This is a genomic window from Flavobacterium sp., from assembly GCF_041392005.1.
Taxonomy (GTDB): Bacteria; Bacteroidota; Bacteroidia; order Flavobacteriales; family Flavobacteriaceae; genus Flavobacterium.
Window position 1 is genome coordinate 17,393 of record NZ_JAWKMX010000014.1, and the last position, 17,725, is coordinate 35,117.

Annotated in this window: 17 protein-coding genes and 1 tRNA gene; 10 read left to right on the top strand and 8 right to left on the bottom strand. The window is 30.8% G+C overall.

Annotation, left to right across the window (positions count from 1 at the left end; genetic code table 11):
- Positions 1-41: 41 nt before the first annotated feature.
- A complete protein-coding gene (locus R2808_RS07745) occupies positions 42-287 on the bottom strand; it encodes a hypothetical protein (protein WP_371270391.1) in 246 nt (81 codons plus the stop codon).
- 988 nt (positions 288-1,275) lie between these two features.
- Between R2808_RS07745 and R2808_RS07750 the strand changes: the two genes are divergently transcribed.
- Both R2808_RS07750 and R2808_RS07755 read left to right on the top strand, forming a co-directional pair.
- The gene (locus R2808_RS07750; RefSeq protein WP_371270392.1) at positions 1,276-1,662 is read left to right on the top strand and encodes a hypothetical protein; all 387 of its coding nucleotides are present in this window, start codon (positions 1,276-1,278) and stop codon (positions 1,660-1,662) included.
- 427 nt (positions 1,663-2,089) lie between these two features.
- Positions 2,090-2,398 carry a hypothetical protein gene (locus R2808_RS07755; RefSeq protein ID WP_371270393.1) on the top strand — a complete coding sequence of 103 codons (309 nt, stop codon included), beginning with the start codon at positions 2,090-2,092 and terminating at the stop codon, positions 2,396-2,398.
- A 58-nt stretch (positions 2,399-2,456) separates the two neighbouring features.
- Here R2808_RS07755 and R2808_RS07760 read toward each other — a convergent pair whose 3' ends face one another.
- From R2808_RS07760 to R2808_RS07780, 5 genes are all read right to left on the bottom strand, one after another.
- Entirely contained in the window at positions 2,457-3,410 is a 954-nt protein-coding gene (locus tag R2808_RS07760; RefSeq protein ID WP_371270394.1) for an isopenicillin N synthase family dioxygenase, read from the bottom strand.
- 112 nt (positions 3,411-3,522) lie between these two features.
- Complete coding sequence (locus R2808_RS07765) at positions 3,523-3,714, bottom strand: GIY-YIG nuclease family protein (RefSeq protein WP_371270395.1); 192 nt, start codon at positions 3,712-3,714, stop codon at positions 3,523-3,525.
- Between the two features lie 33 nt (positions 3,715-3,747).
- Positions 3,748-3,822 (bottom strand) — tRNA-Val (locus tag R2808_RS07770).
- Positions 3,823-3,882: 60 nt separating this feature from the next.
- The gene (locus R2808_RS07775; protein WP_371270396.1) at positions 3,883-4,269 is read right to left on the bottom strand and encodes a DUF4258 domain-containing protein; all 387 of its coding nucleotides are present in this window, start codon (positions 4,267-4,269) and stop codon (positions 3,883-3,885) included.
- A gap of 132 nt (positions 4,270-4,401) precedes the next feature.
- On the bottom strand, positions 4,402-5,598 hold the full coding sequence (locus R2808_RS07780) for an alanine dehydrogenase (protein WP_371270397.1): 1,197 nt from the start codon (positions 5,596-5,598) through the stop codon (positions 4,402-4,404).
- Between the two features lie 165 nt (positions 5,599-5,763).
- Here R2808_RS07780 and R2808_RS07785 point away from each other — a divergent pair, with 165 nt between their 5' ends.
- The gene (locus R2808_RS07785) at positions 5,764-6,945 is read left to right on the top strand and encodes a hypothetical protein (RefSeq protein WP_371270398.1); all 1,182 of its coding nucleotides are present in this window, start codon (positions 5,764-5,766) and stop codon (positions 6,943-6,945) included.
- Positions 6,897-8,084 carry a WG repeat-containing protein gene (locus tag R2808_RS07790; protein ID WP_371270399.1) on the top strand — a complete coding sequence of 396 codons (1,188 nt, stop codon included), beginning with the start codon at positions 6,897-6,899 and terminating at the stop codon, positions 8,082-8,084. Before R2808_RS07785 ends, R2808_RS07790 begins: the two co-directional genes overlap by 49 nt.
- Positions 8,085-8,114: 30 nt before the next feature.
- Here R2808_RS07790 and R2808_RS07795 read toward each other — a convergent pair whose 3' ends face one another.
- Positions 8,115-10,280 (bottom strand): DPP IV N-terminal domain-containing protein, encoded by a 2,166-nt coding sequence (locus tag R2808_RS07795; RefSeq protein WP_371270400.1) that lies wholly within the window; start codon positions 10,278-10,280, stop codon positions 8,115-8,117.
- A 66-nt stretch (positions 10,281-10,346) separates the two neighbouring features.
- The gene (locus R2808_RS07800; protein WP_371270401.1) at positions 10,347-11,549 is read right to left on the bottom strand and encodes an aminotransferase class I/II-fold pyridoxal phosphate-dependent enzyme; all 1,203 of its coding nucleotides are present in this window, start codon (positions 11,547-11,549) and stop codon (positions 10,347-10,349) included.
- Positions 11,550-11,701: 152 nt separating this feature from the next.
- Between R2808_RS07800 and R2808_RS07805 the strand changes: the two genes are divergently transcribed.
- The 6 genes from R2808_RS07805 (at position 11,702) to R2808_RS07830 (ending at position 17,702) form a co-directional block, all read left to right on the top strand.
- A complete protein-coding gene (locus R2808_RS07805) occupies positions 11,702-12,166 on the top strand; it encodes an Lrp/AsnC family transcriptional regulator (RefSeq protein WP_371270402.1) in 465 nt (154 codons plus the stop codon).
- A 203-nt stretch (positions 12,167-12,369) separates the two neighbouring features.
- Complete coding sequence (locus R2808_RS07810; protein ID WP_371270403.1) at positions 12,370-12,912, top strand: ion channel; 543 nt, start codon at positions 12,370-12,372, stop codon at positions 12,910-12,912.
- A gap of 130 nt (positions 12,913-13,042) precedes the next feature.
- A complete protein-coding gene (locus R2808_RS07815; RefSeq protein WP_371270404.1) occupies positions 13,043-14,044 on the top strand; it encodes a bestrophin family protein in 1,002 nt (333 codons plus the stop codon).
- A gap of 220 nt (positions 14,045-14,264) precedes the next feature.
- Positions 14,265-15,668 (top strand): dihydrolipoyl dehydrogenase, encoded by a 1,404-nt coding sequence (gene lpdA, locus R2808_RS07820; RefSeq protein WP_371270405.1) that lies wholly within the window; start codon positions 14,265-14,267, stop codon positions 15,666-15,668.
- Positions 15,669-15,891: 223 nt separating this feature from the next.
- Positions 15,892-17,178, top strand: a complete 1,287-nt coding sequence (gene pabB / locus R2808_RS07825) for an aminodeoxychorismate synthase component I (protein ID WP_371270406.1) — start codon at positions 15,892-15,894, stop codon at positions 17,176-17,178.
- A 101-nt stretch (positions 17,179-17,279) separates the two neighbouring features.
- Positions 17,280-17,702, top strand: coding sequence for a VOC family protein (locus R2808_RS07830; protein WP_371270407.1), 423 nt, complete (start codon positions 17,280-17,282; stop codon positions 17,700-17,702).
- The last annotated feature ends 23 nt before the right edge of the window (positions 17,703-17,725 follow it).

Consider the following 17,725-nt stretch of genomic DNA (forward strand, 5'->3'; position numbering starts at 1 on the left):
ATTGTTTTACAAATATCGAGTAGCTGTTTTTTGCTTTCTTTTCAGTTTTCATCTAGCTCTCCGGAAGTAGATTTTACCAACAAAACCGGTAATTCTTTACTCGATATTTCTTTTACAAGTCTTTTTTTGTTTCTATTTACCAGTTTGGTTACGGTTTTATTAGTTTGTAAATAGAAATGTTTTACAGGATTCGAATAATTAAAGTATGGAATTTCACTTTTGTAAGTCGCTATAAAAGCGTCTATATTTTTACAACTTTGGGTAACATCGTAGTTATTTAGTTGCATTTTTTGAGCAATTGTTTTTAAAAAGGAAAGTTCTTCCGTTTGTAGTTCTTCATCACTCCATAAGCCATTTCAACCAAATCAAGCAAATATAATTTTTCAACAATATGTGTAAAATTATTCCAATTTAAATCGTTTAGTGTAGGTTTTTTCAATTGGCAAAATTTAGTATAACGCAGCGAGTTTTGAAATAATTTAATTAAAAGTTCATCGTATTCGCTTTTATTCAATTTAACTTAAGAATGCTAAAACAACTAAATTTAAACAACACATTTCAAAATCTTTAATGTATTTGGAGTATTTATTTTATTATGAATTAAATAGTAATGAAACGCCAAAACATCAATAAAAAGTAACGCATTTGTTATAATGTGCGAAAAGTTTTGCTAATAATATTAGCATTAGTTTGTATATCTATTATTAATAATTTCTTCTAGTTTATTGCTTATAGAACCCGATGGTAATAATTTGCTTAGAAAGAAATAATTTTCATGCTGGATAGTTTTGTAAAATGCTACAGCATCAGTAAGAAAAACAGAAAAATCATCAGATTTTTTTACCAATCTAAAAATGCCGAACAAAGCATTAAGTAAAGCTATTTTAGTTATTTCTATTTGCGAATTTCCTTCTAAAAATTTCTCTTTGTAACCGGAATATAAACTGTATAACCGTAAATAAAACCCGAGGTTCGGGTATCGTCATAAAATTTCTTTATAATCAGTTTCGTAAGGAACAAAATTGTTTAAATTTTCGTTTAAAAATTTATCAATCCAGCCGTTTATAGAAGGGTTTATCATAAACAAATTGTTACTGCAAAAATATAAAAAATGTTACTTTTTTAAAACTTAAAATTAGAAAACATTTTTTATATTGCTAAAATCAAAACATATGAATTTTGCTATAATTATTACCATTTGTGTATTATTATTGTTAGCCTATCATTACAGTAACTTCGAGCAAAACGAAAATTCCATCGGTAATACTTTTACTATTGTTAGGTTGGGGTGTGCGGCAAGCAACCGATATTTTCCATATAATTGTTCCCGAATTAAATCCGCTTTTACCCATTTTAGGAACAGTAGGTTTAGTACTTATTGTTTTAGAAGGTTCGCTTGAGCTCGATTTAGACAAACGCAAATTACCTTTTGTAACCAAAACTTTTGTAACGGCTATTATACCACTTATTGTTACTGCGTTAGCAATAGGACATTTTTTTTATTATTTTTTAGATGCTAGTTATAAAGATGGTATTTTAAATGCCATTCCGCTTTGTATTATAAGTAGTGCTATTGCCATTTCTAGTGTAGGAAATTTAAATGTTTTTAATAAAGAATTTGCAATTTATGAAAGTGATCTTTCCGATATTTTGGTGTTTTAGCCTTTAATTTTGTAACTTTTAAAATTCGGTTATTAATTTAGATACTATTGGAAATTTTGGGTTGCAAGTACTTATTATGTTGTTTATATTTCATTTATTGCTACTGTATTTTTAGCTTTTTACTAAGTAGAATAGATCATCACGTAAAGTTTGCACCAATAGTTTTACTTATAATACTCATTTTTGCTATTGCCGAGATTTATCATCTTCCGGCTTTAATTTTTATTATTTTATTTGGATTATTTATTGGAAACTTTGACCAATTGGAACAATTTAAACTTATTCAAAAACTTAAACCAAGAGTTTTAGATAAAGAGGTAACAAAATTTAAAGAGTTGGTCGTAGAAGCTGCTTTTAATTCGGTCGTTATTTTTCTTGTTATTCGGGTTTTTAATGAAAACAGAAGAAATTTTAAATCCATATACTATTGAGTATTGCATTAGGTATTTTAGCTGTAATTTACATTGTAAGAGCTATTCAATTAAAATTATTTAAAGTAAAACTAATGCCTTTATTGTTTATTGCACCGCGCGGATTAATTACCATTTTACTTTTCTTAAGTATTCCCGAAGCAAGTAAAATTCCTATTGTAAATAAAGCACTTATTGTACAAGTTATTGTACTATCGGCATTAATAATGATGGTTGGTCTAATGTTTAATAAAGAAGAAAATATTGAAAAGGAAAAAAATAATGAATCTGATGATATTGACCCTATAGAACCACCGCTTATCTAATAATTAAAAAAGGCTGTTTTATTAAAACAGCCTTTTTTAATTATAAACACAAATAGAATTACTTTTTAATTAAACCTAAATCTACTAATCGTTCGTGCAAAAACTCGCCAGCAGTAATATCATCATATAATTTTGGATTGTTTTCATCTATACATTGTGATAAGCAATCAAGTTTCATATCGCTTACTGGGTGCATAAAAAACGGAATAGAGTAGCGCGATGTACCCCAAAGTTCTCTAGGCGGATTAACTACCTGATGGATAGTAGATTTTAATTTGTTATTGGTATGTCTTGAAAGCATATCGCCTACATTAATCATTAATTCATCGGGTTGCGCCATAGCATCAATCCAATCGCCATTATGATTCTGTACTTGTAAACCTTTACCTTGCGCACCCATTAATAATGTAATTAAATTAATATCGCCATGTGCGGCAGCTCTAACAGCACCATCTTTAGGCTCATCTGTAATAGGTGGGTAGTGAATAGGACGTAAAATAGAATTTCCATCTTTAATATAATTATCAAAATAAAACTCATCCAATCCTATGTGAAGGGCTAATGCTCGTAACACGTATATACCCGTTTTTTCTAACATTTGGTAAGCTTGTTTTCCTACGGCATTAAACTTTGGTAATTCTTTAACTTCAACATTGTCGGGATATTCTCCTTCCCATTTTGAACCTTCAGAAACATACTGGCCAAAATGCCAAAATTCTTTTAAATCGCCCGCAGAACGACCTTTAGCATGCTCTTTGCCAAAAGAAACATAACCACGCTGGCCACCGATACCTGGAATTTCATACTTTTCTTTTACTTCTACTGGAAGATTAAAAAAGTTTCGAATTTCACTGTACAGTTCATCAACTAATTTATCGTCTAAAAAATGCCCTTTTAAGGCTACAAAACCTATTTCTTCATAAGCTTTTCCGATTTCATTTACAAATTTCTGTTTGCGTACCGGGTCATCCGATAGGAAATCACGCAAGTCAACACTAGGTATTTTTTGCATTTTTATTATACTAAATAATTATATATCAAACATACAATTTTATTGTAGAAAATCCAAATACTAAAAAACCTTGTTAATTATAAATAAAGCATAGCTTTAGTGAAAGTTTTTTTTAAAATACTTTATTACATGCAGAATTATGATGGTTTAATCGATTTTGAATAGCATTTGTTTGCCCAATGTAATACTTATCGAAACCTAGAGAATGCAAAATATAAACATAAAAAATAAAGTATTTAAAGCAACCTCCAATTTTCTCAAATAAAGTAATCTCGCTAAATCTAAAAACAAAAAAAACGCACAAGGAAACTTGGCGTTTTTTATAATTCTATATCTGTGGGCGATGAGGGATTCGAACCCCCGACCCCCTCGGTGTAAACGAGGTGCTCTGAACCAACTGAGCTAATCGCCCTTATTGCGAATGCAAATATACACTGATTTTTTATATTTACAAGCAATTATTTTATAAAAACTATTTTTTTTCAATTTTATCAAGTAAAGCCTTATTGGTGTAGTTTACCATGGTTACTATAATAGCTTCATTATTAGTGTTTTTACCTTCTATTATATATAGTTTACCGTTTTTAAATGGTTTGTTGCTTTTTGAAAAATCGACATCGCCGTAGCGCAATGTTTTTTTAATATCGTCTAAGGTTACCCAATTTGCAGTAAGTGTATTTTGTGCTTCGGTAGAAATTTGCAATGGTTTTTTTCGCAAATCTTGTAGTACTCTACAATTTGGAAAGTAACAAAACTCAACACCACGAGATTCGGCTTTTTCGGTTAAAAAATAAGCAACACCTATAACTCCTATAAATAGCCCTAACAAATAATAAGCTACACGAATGCGTATATTCATAGTAATATTTTTTGCAAAAATACTATTATATTTTGCATTAGCGGTAGTAGCGGCATCCTTTTTTGTTTACAAAAAAGATATAGCGAATAACGCGACCTCTTGCAAAAATTATACTTTGTAAGAGGGAATGCTCTAAAACACTAATAAATTAATATCGCGAAAATCGATGTTGAACCAATCGGCAATGGCTTTGTTTGTTAATAATCCGTGGTAGCAGTATATTCCGTTTTTGAGTCCTTTGTTACAGCGAATAGCACTTTCTAAGCCACCATCGTCTGCAATTTGAATTAGGTAAGGTGTTAAAATATTGCTTATTGTAGTTGATGCTGTTTTAGAGTAGCGCGACGGAATATTAGGCACGCAATAATGAATAATATTGTGTTTTATAAAAGTTGGTTTGTCGTGTGTTGTAATTTCGGAAGTTTCGAAACAGCCGCCAGTATCAATGCTAACGTCTACAATAACAGCTCCTTTTTTCATGTTTTCTACCATAGTTTCGGTTACAATTACTGGAGCTCTATTTTTTCCGCGCATAGCGCCAATAACAACATCGCAACGCATAAGCGCTTTTAATAATGTTTTTTCTTGTAGGGTAGAAGTAAAAATACGTTGGTTTAATAAATTTTGTAAGCGACGAAGTTTACTTATCGAATTATCGAAAACTTTTACATTTGCACCAAGCCCTAGTGCTGTACGAGCTGCAAATTCGGCAACTGTTCCTGCGCCTAAAATAACTACATCGGTTGGGCGCACACCTGTAACATTGCCAAATAACAATCCTTTTCCAATGTTTTGATTAATCATCATTTCGGCCGCTATGTGTATAGATGCTATTCCGGCAATTTCGGATAACGATTTTACAGCAGGATACGAACCGTCTTCGTCTTTAATAAATTCGAAAGCTAGAGCCGTAATGCGTTTTGCTGTTAACGCTTCAAAATATTGTTTGCGTTGGGTTTTAAGTTGTATGGCCGAAATAACAATGGTTTGTGGATTCATCATTTCAATTTCGGGTAGCGTAGGTGGTTCTACTTTTAAAACTATAGGGCAAGCAAAAACTTTTTTGGTGTCGTTTGTAATTTCGGCACCAGCATCGCTATATTCTTTGTCTGAAAAACTAGCGCTTTCGCCTGCTTTCGATTCTATTAAAACCCTGTGTCCGTGAGATGTTAACGAGGCTACAGCTTCGGGAGTTAAGCAAATACGCCTTTCTTGATAGGAAGTTTCTTGTGGTACACCAATAAATAATTCACTTTTATGTTTAGCAACTTCAAGCATTTCTTCTTGTGGCAATAGCTGCGATTTAGAAAACGGACTATATATTGGCATATTTTATAGAATTATTAGATGTGCCAATTTAGTAATTTTTTTGAATTTTAAAAAGAAAATCTTTTTAAGTTTTATGATAAATAGAAGTCAATAAAAAGCTAAATTTCATTTAATTATTGTGTATATTCGTTGTTTTAAAAGCCGTAACTATTACAAATTGAAAAAATGCTAAAAAAACTATCTATTTTTCTTATTATTACACAACTTGCATTGGCTCAAAATGAAGTTTTTAAAGTTAATTATAATTCGGATATTTTTTTAACATCTTTAAAAGAAAAAAATTTAGAAAACACTAGTAATGGTGTAAAATTTAAACTAAGTTTTCTAAATAACGAAACTATTTTTGTAGCAAACAAACTTTTATACGACAGCAATGAAAATGCTAAAGTTTTTTCTTATTTTAAAGAATATGGAGTAGTGGTTATTCGTTATAAAGATTCTTTAGAATATTTAACCATAAATGAAGCGTTTCCCAAAGGTTTTTTTTACAAAGATGCGAGTTCAAAAACAATTTTTGACAAAAAAGTTCAGGGTTGGGTTTTTGGAAATGAAAATTTAAACCTAAAAATTTGGACAAGCACAGCGTTTGCAACTAACGAATTAACCGATAATTTGCGAAAAATAGGATTTTTAAATAATTTACCCGAAAATGAAAATGTTATTGCTTTTTCTTACAATAATGTAGAGTTTACGGCAGACGAATTAAAAAAAGAAAATGAATCTACCCACTATTTGTTAAGCGATGTTTGCACAACATTTTACGAAAAAAATAAAGCGTATTTAAAATGCAAGCAACAAAAAGATTCGTTAACTACAAAAATTGAGTATAAAAATTTTTCTAAAACTATCGATTTTACTTACAGCGTAACTAACAACAGAATGTATTATGACAAAAAAGGAAAAATTATAGTTAACGACACTATTACAGAATTAATTAATAGCGAAAACACCAGTGTTTTAATGATATATAACGATAGACAAAGTAAAATAAAAAAATACCGATACTATAATCTAAACGATGCAGTACTTTATGATTGCGAAAAAAATGGAACAGAATTAAAAATTACAAATGCCGAGTCGTTTACAATAGAAGATATTTGTACAACTTATAATCCGTATAAAAAAATGTCTAAAAATGGAGCTGAAACGGTTTATTTTACAGGACGAACCGATGAATTTTCAATTATAAAACTAATAGTAGATGAAAGTTACCCTGATATAAAAAATATTAATTCGCCCAATGGTTTTATAAAAGAACAATTAATGCTAACCAAAGATTTGGGAACACTTAAAAAAATATGCACCATAGAAAAAACAAATCAGACTTATACATTAATAGCGAAATAATGTCTTTTCGATTGTTAATTGTACTATTTTGTAGCTGCTTTATTAATGCACAACCTATTCCGTATAAAAAAGGAAATGTATGGGGTTATGCTACTACCGAAGGAAAAATAATTATAGAACCAAAATACGATAGTGTTTCCGTTTTTAACACTAATAGCGATACGTATGCACAAGTTTATCAAAATGCTAAATGTGGAATAATAAACCAAAATGGTAAAATAGTTGTTCCAATAGAATTTTCATACATCGACTTTTATTATCCCAACTTTATTGTTAAAAATAATACTGAAAAATATGGCTTATATAAACCCAATGTAGGCTTTATTATACCTGCTATTTATAACCGAATTGAATATGCAAAATACGATACTTTTTTAGTTGAAAAAACTAATAAAATAGGCATAATAGATTATACAGGAACTATTTTAATTCCTGTTATGTACGACCAAATTCATTATATAGACTATCGTAACAATTCTTTAAAATTTAAAGTTGTAAACGACACCGAAACACAATACAAAATAGTTACTGTATCTGAAGATGAAGCAACCAAAACATATTTAGTACAAGAAGTAGCCACATCAGAAATAGAAGATATTGAAACAGTAGAAGTTAATAGCACAAAAGATGATTTTAATTTAGATAATTTAGCTAAAAAATACGACAGAGTTTATCCTGTTTATCGATTTCGAAATAATTTACTTTTTACAGTTAAAAATGGAAAATATGGTTTTGTAAATGTTGAATCAAAAAATGAAATTACACCAAAATATGATACCGAGCCTACTGTTTTACTTAAAATGTATAATTCTAAAACAAGAACCGAAGAAAATTATTTAACATTTACTAAAAACGGTAAAGTAGGGCTCGTTTTCGAAGATGGAACGGAAATTATCCCCGCTAAATATGATAAAATTACGGGGAGAAACCAAGTAATTTATTTAGAGAACAATACAAAAACCGGGTTTTATTTTATAAAAACAAAAATACTAATAGAACCTAAGTATGCGGGTAAATTAAATGATGGATTTTCAATACAGCCATATACTGATGATGCGTTTACAATAATTCCAGTATATTTAGATAATCCAAAAAATTGGTTTTACATTGGACAAAATGCAATAGAATTTAAAGAATAAAGGTTGGCTTTAAAGCCAACCTTTATTCTTTTATTTTTTCAGATAATCATCAAAGTAAGTAGCAATTTTTTGATACATATGTATTCTATCTTTTCCACGTACATTGTGTTCATGATTAGGATATAAGAAATAATCTACTTGCTTTCCAGCTTTAATACATTCTTCAACAAAATTCATACTGTTTTGTTGTACTACAACAGGATCTTGTGCACCATGAATAATCAATAATTTTCCTTTTAAATCTTTTGCTTTGTTTAAAAGTGATGTTTTTTCGTAACCTTCTGGGTTTTCTTGAGGCATATCCATATATCTTTCACCATACATTATTTCATAATATTTCCAATCGATAACTGGACCACCAGCAACACCTACTTTAAATGTATCTTGTTGATTCGTCATTAATGTAGTAGTCATAAAGCCACCAAAACTCCAACCAAAAACACCAATTCTATCAGTATCAACAAACGATTTTGATTTTAAGAAATCAATGCCTTTCATTTGATCAGCCATTTCATTAACACCCAATTGACGGTGGTTTACTTCACAAAAATGTTTGCCTCGGTTGTCGCTTCCACGATTATCAAGTGTGAAAACCACATAACCATTTTGTGCCATATAATAATCGAAATAACCGCCACCAGCTAGCCATCTATTTTGAACCAACTGAGCATGCGAACCACCGTAAACATAAACCATTACTGGATATTTTTTGTTTGCATCAAAATTTAAAGGATAAATAATACGTCCATTTAAAGGTGTTTTTCCATCTGCCGAAGTGATTGTTACCAATTCCATTTTTGGCAAATCAATTTTACCTAAAAATGGATTTTTGGCATCTACTAAAGTATAAGCAGCTTTTTTATTTTTAGTTGATTGAACGGTAATTTTATTTGGTGTTGTAGTATTAGAATATTGATCAAAATACAGTAAACCGTCTGAAGAAAGGTTTGCATTATGCATACCCGAAACTGATGTAATTTGTATTGTTTTTCCAGATTTTAAATCGACTTGAAACAATTGACGATCTAAACCATTATTGGTAACTCCAATATAATTAATCTTTTCGCCTTTTTCGTCAAATCCTAAAAATTCGGAAACTATCACATCATTATAGCCAAGGTTTTTCAACAATTTTCCATCAGTATTGTACAAATACATTTGATTAAAACCTTTATAATCAGTTTGGTAAATAAACTCTTCGGGATGGTTAGGAACAAAAATTAAATCGTGTTGTGGTTCTACCCAAGTTGTTGCTTTTTCTTCGAATAATGTTTTAACAAAATCACCAGTTTCTGCATTATATTTATTGAATTTTAAATGATTTTGTTCACGATTTAGTACACCAATAAAAATATGTTTACCACTTGGTTCCCAAGAAATCATGGTTAAATAGTGTTCTTTGGGTTCACCAGTTTTAATAGTTACATTTTTATCTGATTTTATATCATAAATCACCAATGTTACTTGTTCACTAGTCATACCTGCCATTGGATATTTAATATCGTTGTTTACAGCTTCGCGTTCGTTCCAATTTATAATAGGGTAGTTGCCCACCATGGTTTCGTCTTTACGATAATACGCCAATTTATCACCGGTTTCGTTCCACCACATTCCTTTATTAATTCCAAATTCTTGACGATGAACATAACTGTTTCCGTTTACAATACCTTTGTCAGTATCGGTTGTTACCGCTTTAAATCCATTTTCATCAGTAATAATAATGTTGTTATTGTCAAGCCAAGCTACTTTATTACCTGCTTTTATAGCTTCTGTACCTTGTGAAAGATAAGCAGTTTCATGAATTATTTTTTTATTTGTTACATCTAATTCGATAAAATAATTATGATTTTTACCATTAATCTGAGTTTCAATTACATCTTGATTTTTCCATTTAAAATCATAAGGTAAATTTCTTAGATTAAATTCATCATATGGAAATTTTTGTAAAACTATTTTTTGAAATTCATCTAAAGTTAAAATCGTTTTTTCTTGCCAATTTGATAATTCGCTTTTTTCTAATAGTTTTTGAAAATCATTACTTAAATATACTAGCGAATGACTGTTTGGTTTCCATTGCAACATTTGTAGTGTTTCTGGAGCATATTTTCTTGGACCAAAAACAGTTTCTTCAATAGTAAAATTTTGAGCAAAAACTGCCAAATTAAATAAAAGAAGAAGTAAGCTGTATTTTTTCATTTTGTTAAATTTAGAATTTCAAAAATAGGTAAAAACAAAAAAAGTCGGCTAAAAACCGACTTTTAATTATAAAATATTTAACGATTGCATGCAAGCTTTCATTTTAGTATAGGTTCGTTCTATATCATTATCTAAACCAATTGAAAAACGAATTAATCCATCACTTAAGCCCATTTCTTTTTGTTCTTCCAATGGAATTTCTGAAGAAGTAGACGTTCCTGGTGCACTAAATAATGTTTTATAAAAACCTAAACTAACTGCAAGATATCCTAAATTGTTATGTTGCATTAATTCCATCAATTCATTAGCTTTATCAAGACTGCCGACATCTATTGTTAGCATTCCGCCAAAACCATATTCTGGATTAATCATATTTTTATAAACCTCATGACTTGGATGGCTTTTTAATCCTGGATAAACTGTTTTTATGCCATCATTTTCAAATTTTTCAGCCAAATAAGATGCGTTATAACTGTGTTGTTTCATGCGAATATGTAACGTGCGCAAATTTTTCATAATGCTAGCGGCACGTAAACTATCCATTGTTGGCCCTAAAAGCATACTTGCGCCATTGTTTACATTGCGTAAATCGTCAATAAACTGTTGCGTACCACAAATTACACCACCTACGGTATCACTACTTCCATTGATAAATTTTGTTAAACTATGAATAACAACATCGGCACCCAATTTTGCTGGCGCAACAGATAGCGGTGAAAATGTATTATCGACAACCAATTTTAAATTGTGTTTTTTAGCTAAAGTTGCTAAAGCAGCAATATCAGCCACTTCTAAAAGAGGATTGCTCACTGTTTCGCAGTACAAAACTTTGGTATTTGGTGTTATTGCGGCTTCTACAATTTCTAGTTTGGTAATGTCAACAAAAGTGGTTTGAATGTTAAATTTTGGAGCAAAATTCTTTAAAAACGCATACGTTCCACCATAAATTGTACGGCTCGACACCACATGATCACCAGCACCACATAATTGCATGATAACTGGCGTAATAGCACCCATACCCGATGCAGCAACATTTGCGGCTTCAGTACCTTCCATAGCAGCTAATGCTTGCCCAAGATATAAATTGGATGGCGATGAATGACGTGAATACAAATAGCAACCTTCTGCATTTCCTTCAAAGGTATCGAACATGGTTTTTGCAGATAAAAAGGTATAGGTTGAACTGTCTGAAATTGATGGATTTACACCACCAAATTCGCCAAAGTATTGTAAATCTTGTATGTGATCAGCTGGATTAAATTTGCTCATGTTTTTTAGATTAGTTTTAAGCAAATATCATAATTTGTAAATTATTTTTCAATAGATATCGTTTAAAATAGAATATTATTCTAAAATATTAAAAATATTAGATTATTTTTCTAATATTTATTAATTTTGAAACTTCTACCTAAAAATTAATCATGAAGTTAGACGCTACAGATAAAAAATTATTAAATTTAATTCAAAATAATGCCAAATTGACCAATAAAGAATTGGCTTTAAAATTGAATTTATCAGTTACCGCAGTTTTTGAGCGCATAAAAAAATTGGAGCGAGAAGCAATAATAAAAAACTATGTAACTTTATTGGATAAAAACAAAATTGACAAAAATTTTGTGGTGTTTTGTCACGTAAAATTGGCACAACATAACATCGATTTCATTAAGCATTTTGAAAAAGAAATTATCAAATTAAACGAAGTTTTAGAGTGTTATCATGTGAGTGGCGATTATGATTATATACTTAAAATTTTGGTTAAAAATATGGAAGAATACCGCGAATTTATGGTTACAAAATTGACTACTATTAAAGATATTGGCAGCACCCACAGCACTTTTATGATTGGCGAAGTAAAAAATACAACTGCTTTTACTTGGGATTTTTAAAAGAATAATGTAATTTTCTATTTTTGCATTCATTTTTTAGTATAATTATTTTGAAAAAACATTTTAATAAATTCAGACGTAGTATTTTTTCTCATAAATACGAATTTTTGTTATTTGGATTATTACAGCATTTGTTTATCGGAATTTTCGTAACAGATTTAGATTATTATTTGCGAGTAATATGGCCAATTAACATGATTATTTTGGGAATAACAAGTGTAGGAGTTTTTTCTGAAAAAAGTAAAAGAGCAAGAATTATTAAAAATATTTTACTTTTTGCTGTTATTGCATTACCTGCTTCAGTACAATTATTTCAAGATAAAATTCTGTTTTTACTAATTGTTAGTTGTGTTTATACAATTTTTTTTGCCTTTATTTTTTATCAAATTTTCTTTTTTTTAATAAATCCTGTGGTTTTTTCTACCGATGTTTTATCTGCTGCTGGTTGTGGTTTTTTATTGTTAATTGAAGTTTTTGCATTTTTGTTTCAGTTTTTATTTTATAAAAATCCCGAATGTTTAAACATTGAATTAACCCAAAATGCTTCAGTTAATTTTACTAATTTGGTATATTTTGTTACCGTAAGTTTAACTACAATTGGTTTTGGTGATATTGCTCCAACTGCACATTATACCAAGTTAATCACAGCTTTAATGGGTTTAATCGGTACTTTTTATACCGTTGTTTTAACAGGTATTTTAATTAGTAATTTCGCACCCAATTTGATTAAAAATAAAAAAGAATAATGTTTTATAAATAACAGTAAAATTTATTAATCAATAATTAATACAATATTTTTCTAAATAAAATTTAAAAATGTACATCAAAAAGATTTTTCCTCTCAAAGAAATGGTATTATGGACAAGAGTTGAAACAATGTATTTCATACTCATTTCAGTTGCCGAAACCGCACTTTATGTGTATTCCGACAATATCATTCAGTTTCCGTTTACACCCGTTGCTTTGATTGGTACTGCTGTTGCGTTTATAATTGGTTTTCAAAGCAACGCTGCTTATTCACGTATTTGGGAAGCCCGTCAAATTTGGGGTGGTATTGTTAATAGTTCACGAACTTTTGGTATTATGGTGCAAGATTTTATAAACAATGACCACGCAAAAGTAAAGCGTTCTGATGCCGAATTATTTGAAATTAAAAAAACCTTAATTCACCGCCATATTGCCTGGTTAACTGCCCTTCGTTATGCCATGCGCCAACCTCGTATGTGGGAATATATAATGAATGAACATACCAATAAAGAATGGGCAAATATGATTTATGTTCCTGAGTTTAATGAAGATTTTTATACCATTATTAAAAATTATTTATCTGAAGAAGAATTTCAATATATTTCAGCCAAAACAAATAAGCAAACTGCTTTGTTATACTTACAATCAAAGCATTTACGTGAATTAAAAGAAGAAGGCTTGTTGTGGGAATTTTCATTCTTAGAATTAGAAAATACATTAGAAGAATTAACTACCCACCAAGGAAAATCGGAACGAATTAAAAATTTTCCTTATCCACGGCAGTTTGCCTCAATGATGGCTTATTTTACTTGGACTTTTTTATTGATTTTACCTTTAGCTATGACAGCTCAATTTGGTGAAATTGCTACCAAATTAGCTCAAAAAAATGACTTTATTTGTCCCGATTGGATGGTGTGGTTGTCTGTTCCTTTTTCGGTAATGGTGATGTGGGTTTTTTATACCATGAATCGTATTGGTAGAGTAGGCGAAAACCCATTTGAAGGCTCAGCAAACGATGTGCCTATTTCGGCTATTGCTCGTGGTATCGAAATAGATTTGCGACAAAACTTGGGTGAAAACGATGCCGATATTCCAAAACCTTTTGAAGTACGAAGCCATACGCAAATGTAACAACAAAATCCATATTCCTACGGGGTAACAAGTTAGCGTACTGCTACAAACCGTTACCCTCATCTTGTCATTCCGTAGGAATCCCACTCAACGTAATTCTCAATTCGTAATTGACTATTTCGCTAATTACTAAAAGCTAATTGCTAAAAAACAAAACATTAAACAAAAAAACAGTACTTTTGTACTCAATTTAAAAATAACTACTATAATAAAATACAATATGAGTCAATTTGATGTAACCGTTATCGGTTCGGGGCCAGGCGGCTATGTAGCAGCTATTCGTTGTGCACAATTAGGATTTAAAACTGCTATCATTGAAAAGTATAGTACTTTAGGCGGAACTTGCTTAAATGTAGGGTGTATTCCTTCTAAAGCTTTATTAGCATCTTCACATCATTATGAAGAGTTGCAACACTTTGCCGATCACGGTATTGAAGTAGCTGGCGATGTAAAAATCAATCTACAAAAAATGATTGAGCGCAAACAAACTGTGGTCGATCAAACATGTAGTGGTGTTAAGTTTTTAATGGATAAAAATAAAATTGAAGTTTTTGAAGGCGTTGGTTCATTTGAAAGTGCAACTTCAATTAAAATCACTAAAAATGATGGTACTTCAAATGTAATTGAATCAAAACATACCATTATTGCAACAGGTTCAAAACCTTCGTCATTACCTTTTATTACTATTGATAAAGAACGTGTAATTACGTCAACCGAAGCATTAAAATTACCCGAAGTGCCTAAGCATTTGGTAATTATTGGTGGTGGCGTTATCGGTATCGAATTAGGGCAAGTATATCTTCGATTAGGAGCGCAAGTTTCAGTAGTAGAATACATGGATCGAATTATTCCAGGTATGGACGGTGCGTTGTCTAAAGAATTAACGAAAGTATTGAAAAAACAAGGCATGAAATTCTACACTTCGCACAAAGTTAAAGAAGTAACGCGCAACGGAAATGCAGTTACTGTTAAAGCTGATGATGCAAAAGGTAAAGAATTAGTGCTTGAAGGCGATTACTGTTTAGTTGCTGTTGGACGTCGCCCATTTACTGAAGGATTACAAGCAGAAAAAGCAGGTGTTCAAGTAAGTGAAAGAGGGCAAGTGGTTGTAAATGATCATTTACAAACTACAGCTGCAAATATTTATGCCATTGGCGATGTTGTTCGTGGTGCTATGTTAGCTCACAAAGCCGAAGAAGAAGGCGTTATGGTTGCCGAATATTTAGCGGGACAAAAACCCCATATCGATTATAATTTAATTCCAGGTGTGGTATATACATGGCCAGAAGTTGCGGCAGTGGGTAAAACGGAAGAGCAGCTAAAAGCAGATGGCGTGGCTTACAAAGCTGGTAATTTTCCTTTCCGAGCTTTAGGTAGAGCTAGAGCTGGTGGCGATATTGATGGATTTGTAAAAATCTTAGCCGATGCTAAAACGGATGAAGTTTTAGGTGTTCACATGATTGGTGCACGTTGTGCCGATTTAATTGCTGAGGCGGTAACCGCTATGGAGTTCCGTGCCAGTGCCGAAGATATTTCACGTATGAGTCATGCGCATCCAACATTTGCCGAAGCAGTAAAAGAAGCTGCTTTAGCGGCTACTGATAATAGACCGTTGCATTTGTAAAAAAAACATACATTTCTTAAAAAAGTTTATTGATTCGTTTCAATAAACTTTTTTGTTTTTAATACTATAGATATTATGAAGCGGTTGCAAAGTGCATATTTGCCATCCATTATCTCGCTATCCACTTTACAAGGTGTCATTTCTATCGGGGCTATAAGTTATCCATAATTTTCTTGCCGACATTTTAAAACTTTTGTTTCTTTGTTAAACAATATTATTAAGTTTGAGAACAAAAGTTTTAAAACAAATACAAAATCTAAAAACCTTTAAACAGAGCATCATTCATTGGGCCAGCCAAAGTAGGGAAGTAGTTGTGCTTGATACTAACAATCATATTCAAAACTATGGTAGTTATGATATGTTAGTTGCCGTTGAAGCGTTTACAGCAATTCAAACCGATTATTTCAATGCGTTTGATGATTTACAGCAATACCAATCGCAAACAAAAGACTGGTTATTTGGTTATTTGTCTTACGATTTAAAAAATGATACAGAACAACTGAATTCTTCAAATTTTGATGGATTACAGTTTCCCGATTTATTTTTTTTTCAACCCAAAAAATTATTTTTAATAAAAGGAAATCAATTAGAAATTCAGTATCTCAACTATATTGATGATGAAATTGATGATGATTTTGATTCGATTAATAATTACGATTCAACATTTACGAATGTTGAATCTAAAGTTCAAATAAACCAACAAATTCCAAAAGAAAAGTATTTAGATAAAGTACAAAAAATGTTGGATCATATTCATAAAGGAAATATTTATGAGGCCAATTTTTGTATGGAATTTTTTGCAGAAAATGCTAATATAAATCCAATAGAAGTTTATCAAAAATTAAATGCTATTTCCGAACCACCTTTTGCGGTTTTTTTAAAAAATAAACACTATTATTTGCTTAGTGCTTCACCAGAAAGATATTTGCGAAAAGAAGGTGAAAAAGTAATTTCGCAACCCATAAAAGGCACAGCAAGAAGAGGATTTTCTGAAGAAGAAGACAATTTGATAAAGAAGGAATTAGAGCAAAATGAAAAAGAACGTTCCGAAAATATTATGATTGTTGATTTGGTTCGTAACGATTTATCTCGTACTGCTGCAAAAGGAAGTGTAGAAGTTGAAGAATTATGTAAAGTATATACTTTCAAACAAGTACATCAAATGATATCAACTATAACTTCAACTATAAGTCATGAAATTTCTCCAATTGAAATAATAAAAACTACTTTTCCAATGGGAAGTATGACAGGTGCACCAAAAATTTCTGCCATGCAAATTATTGAAGAATTAGAAGAAACGAAAAGAGGTTTGTATAGTGGAGCAGTTGGCTATTTTACACCAGATAATGATTTTGATTTTAATGTAGTTATTCGAAGTATTTTGTATAATAATAAAAATGAGTATCTTTCGTTTTCGGTAGGAAGCGCCATTACGGCAAAGTCAATCCCTGAAAAAGAATATGAAGAATGTTTACTAAAAGCTAAAGCCATGTTTGAGGTATTGCGATAGTAAAAAAGTGAAAGGAAATTAGTGTAAACATTCAACTTTCAACTTTCAACTTTCAACTTTCGACTTTCGACTTTTGACATTTAACTTTTAAAACTAAAAATATGTTATCAATTAACCCATACATTCATTTTAACGGCAATGCCGAAGAAGCTTTTACATTTTACCAATCAGTATTTGGAGGAGAGTTTACAAACGTAATGCGTTATAAAGATCTTAATTTTGAAGGTGATTTTATTGCGCCACACGAAACCGAAAAATTAATGCACATTGCCTTGCCAATTGGCGAATACGGATTATTATTGGGTAGCGATACACCAGAAAAATTAGGAAAACATAGCGAATTGGAAACAAGAAGTAAAATTGCGTTACAATCTGATAATAAAGATGATGCCGAACGAATTTTTAATAAATTGTCTCAAGATGGACACATAGAAGTGCCATTTACCGAAAGTGCACCTAAAATTTACTTTGGTATGTTTCGAGATAAATTTGGAATCGAATGGATGATTAACTGTCAATCGTAAGTTTTGTTAGCAAAATTTCAAAA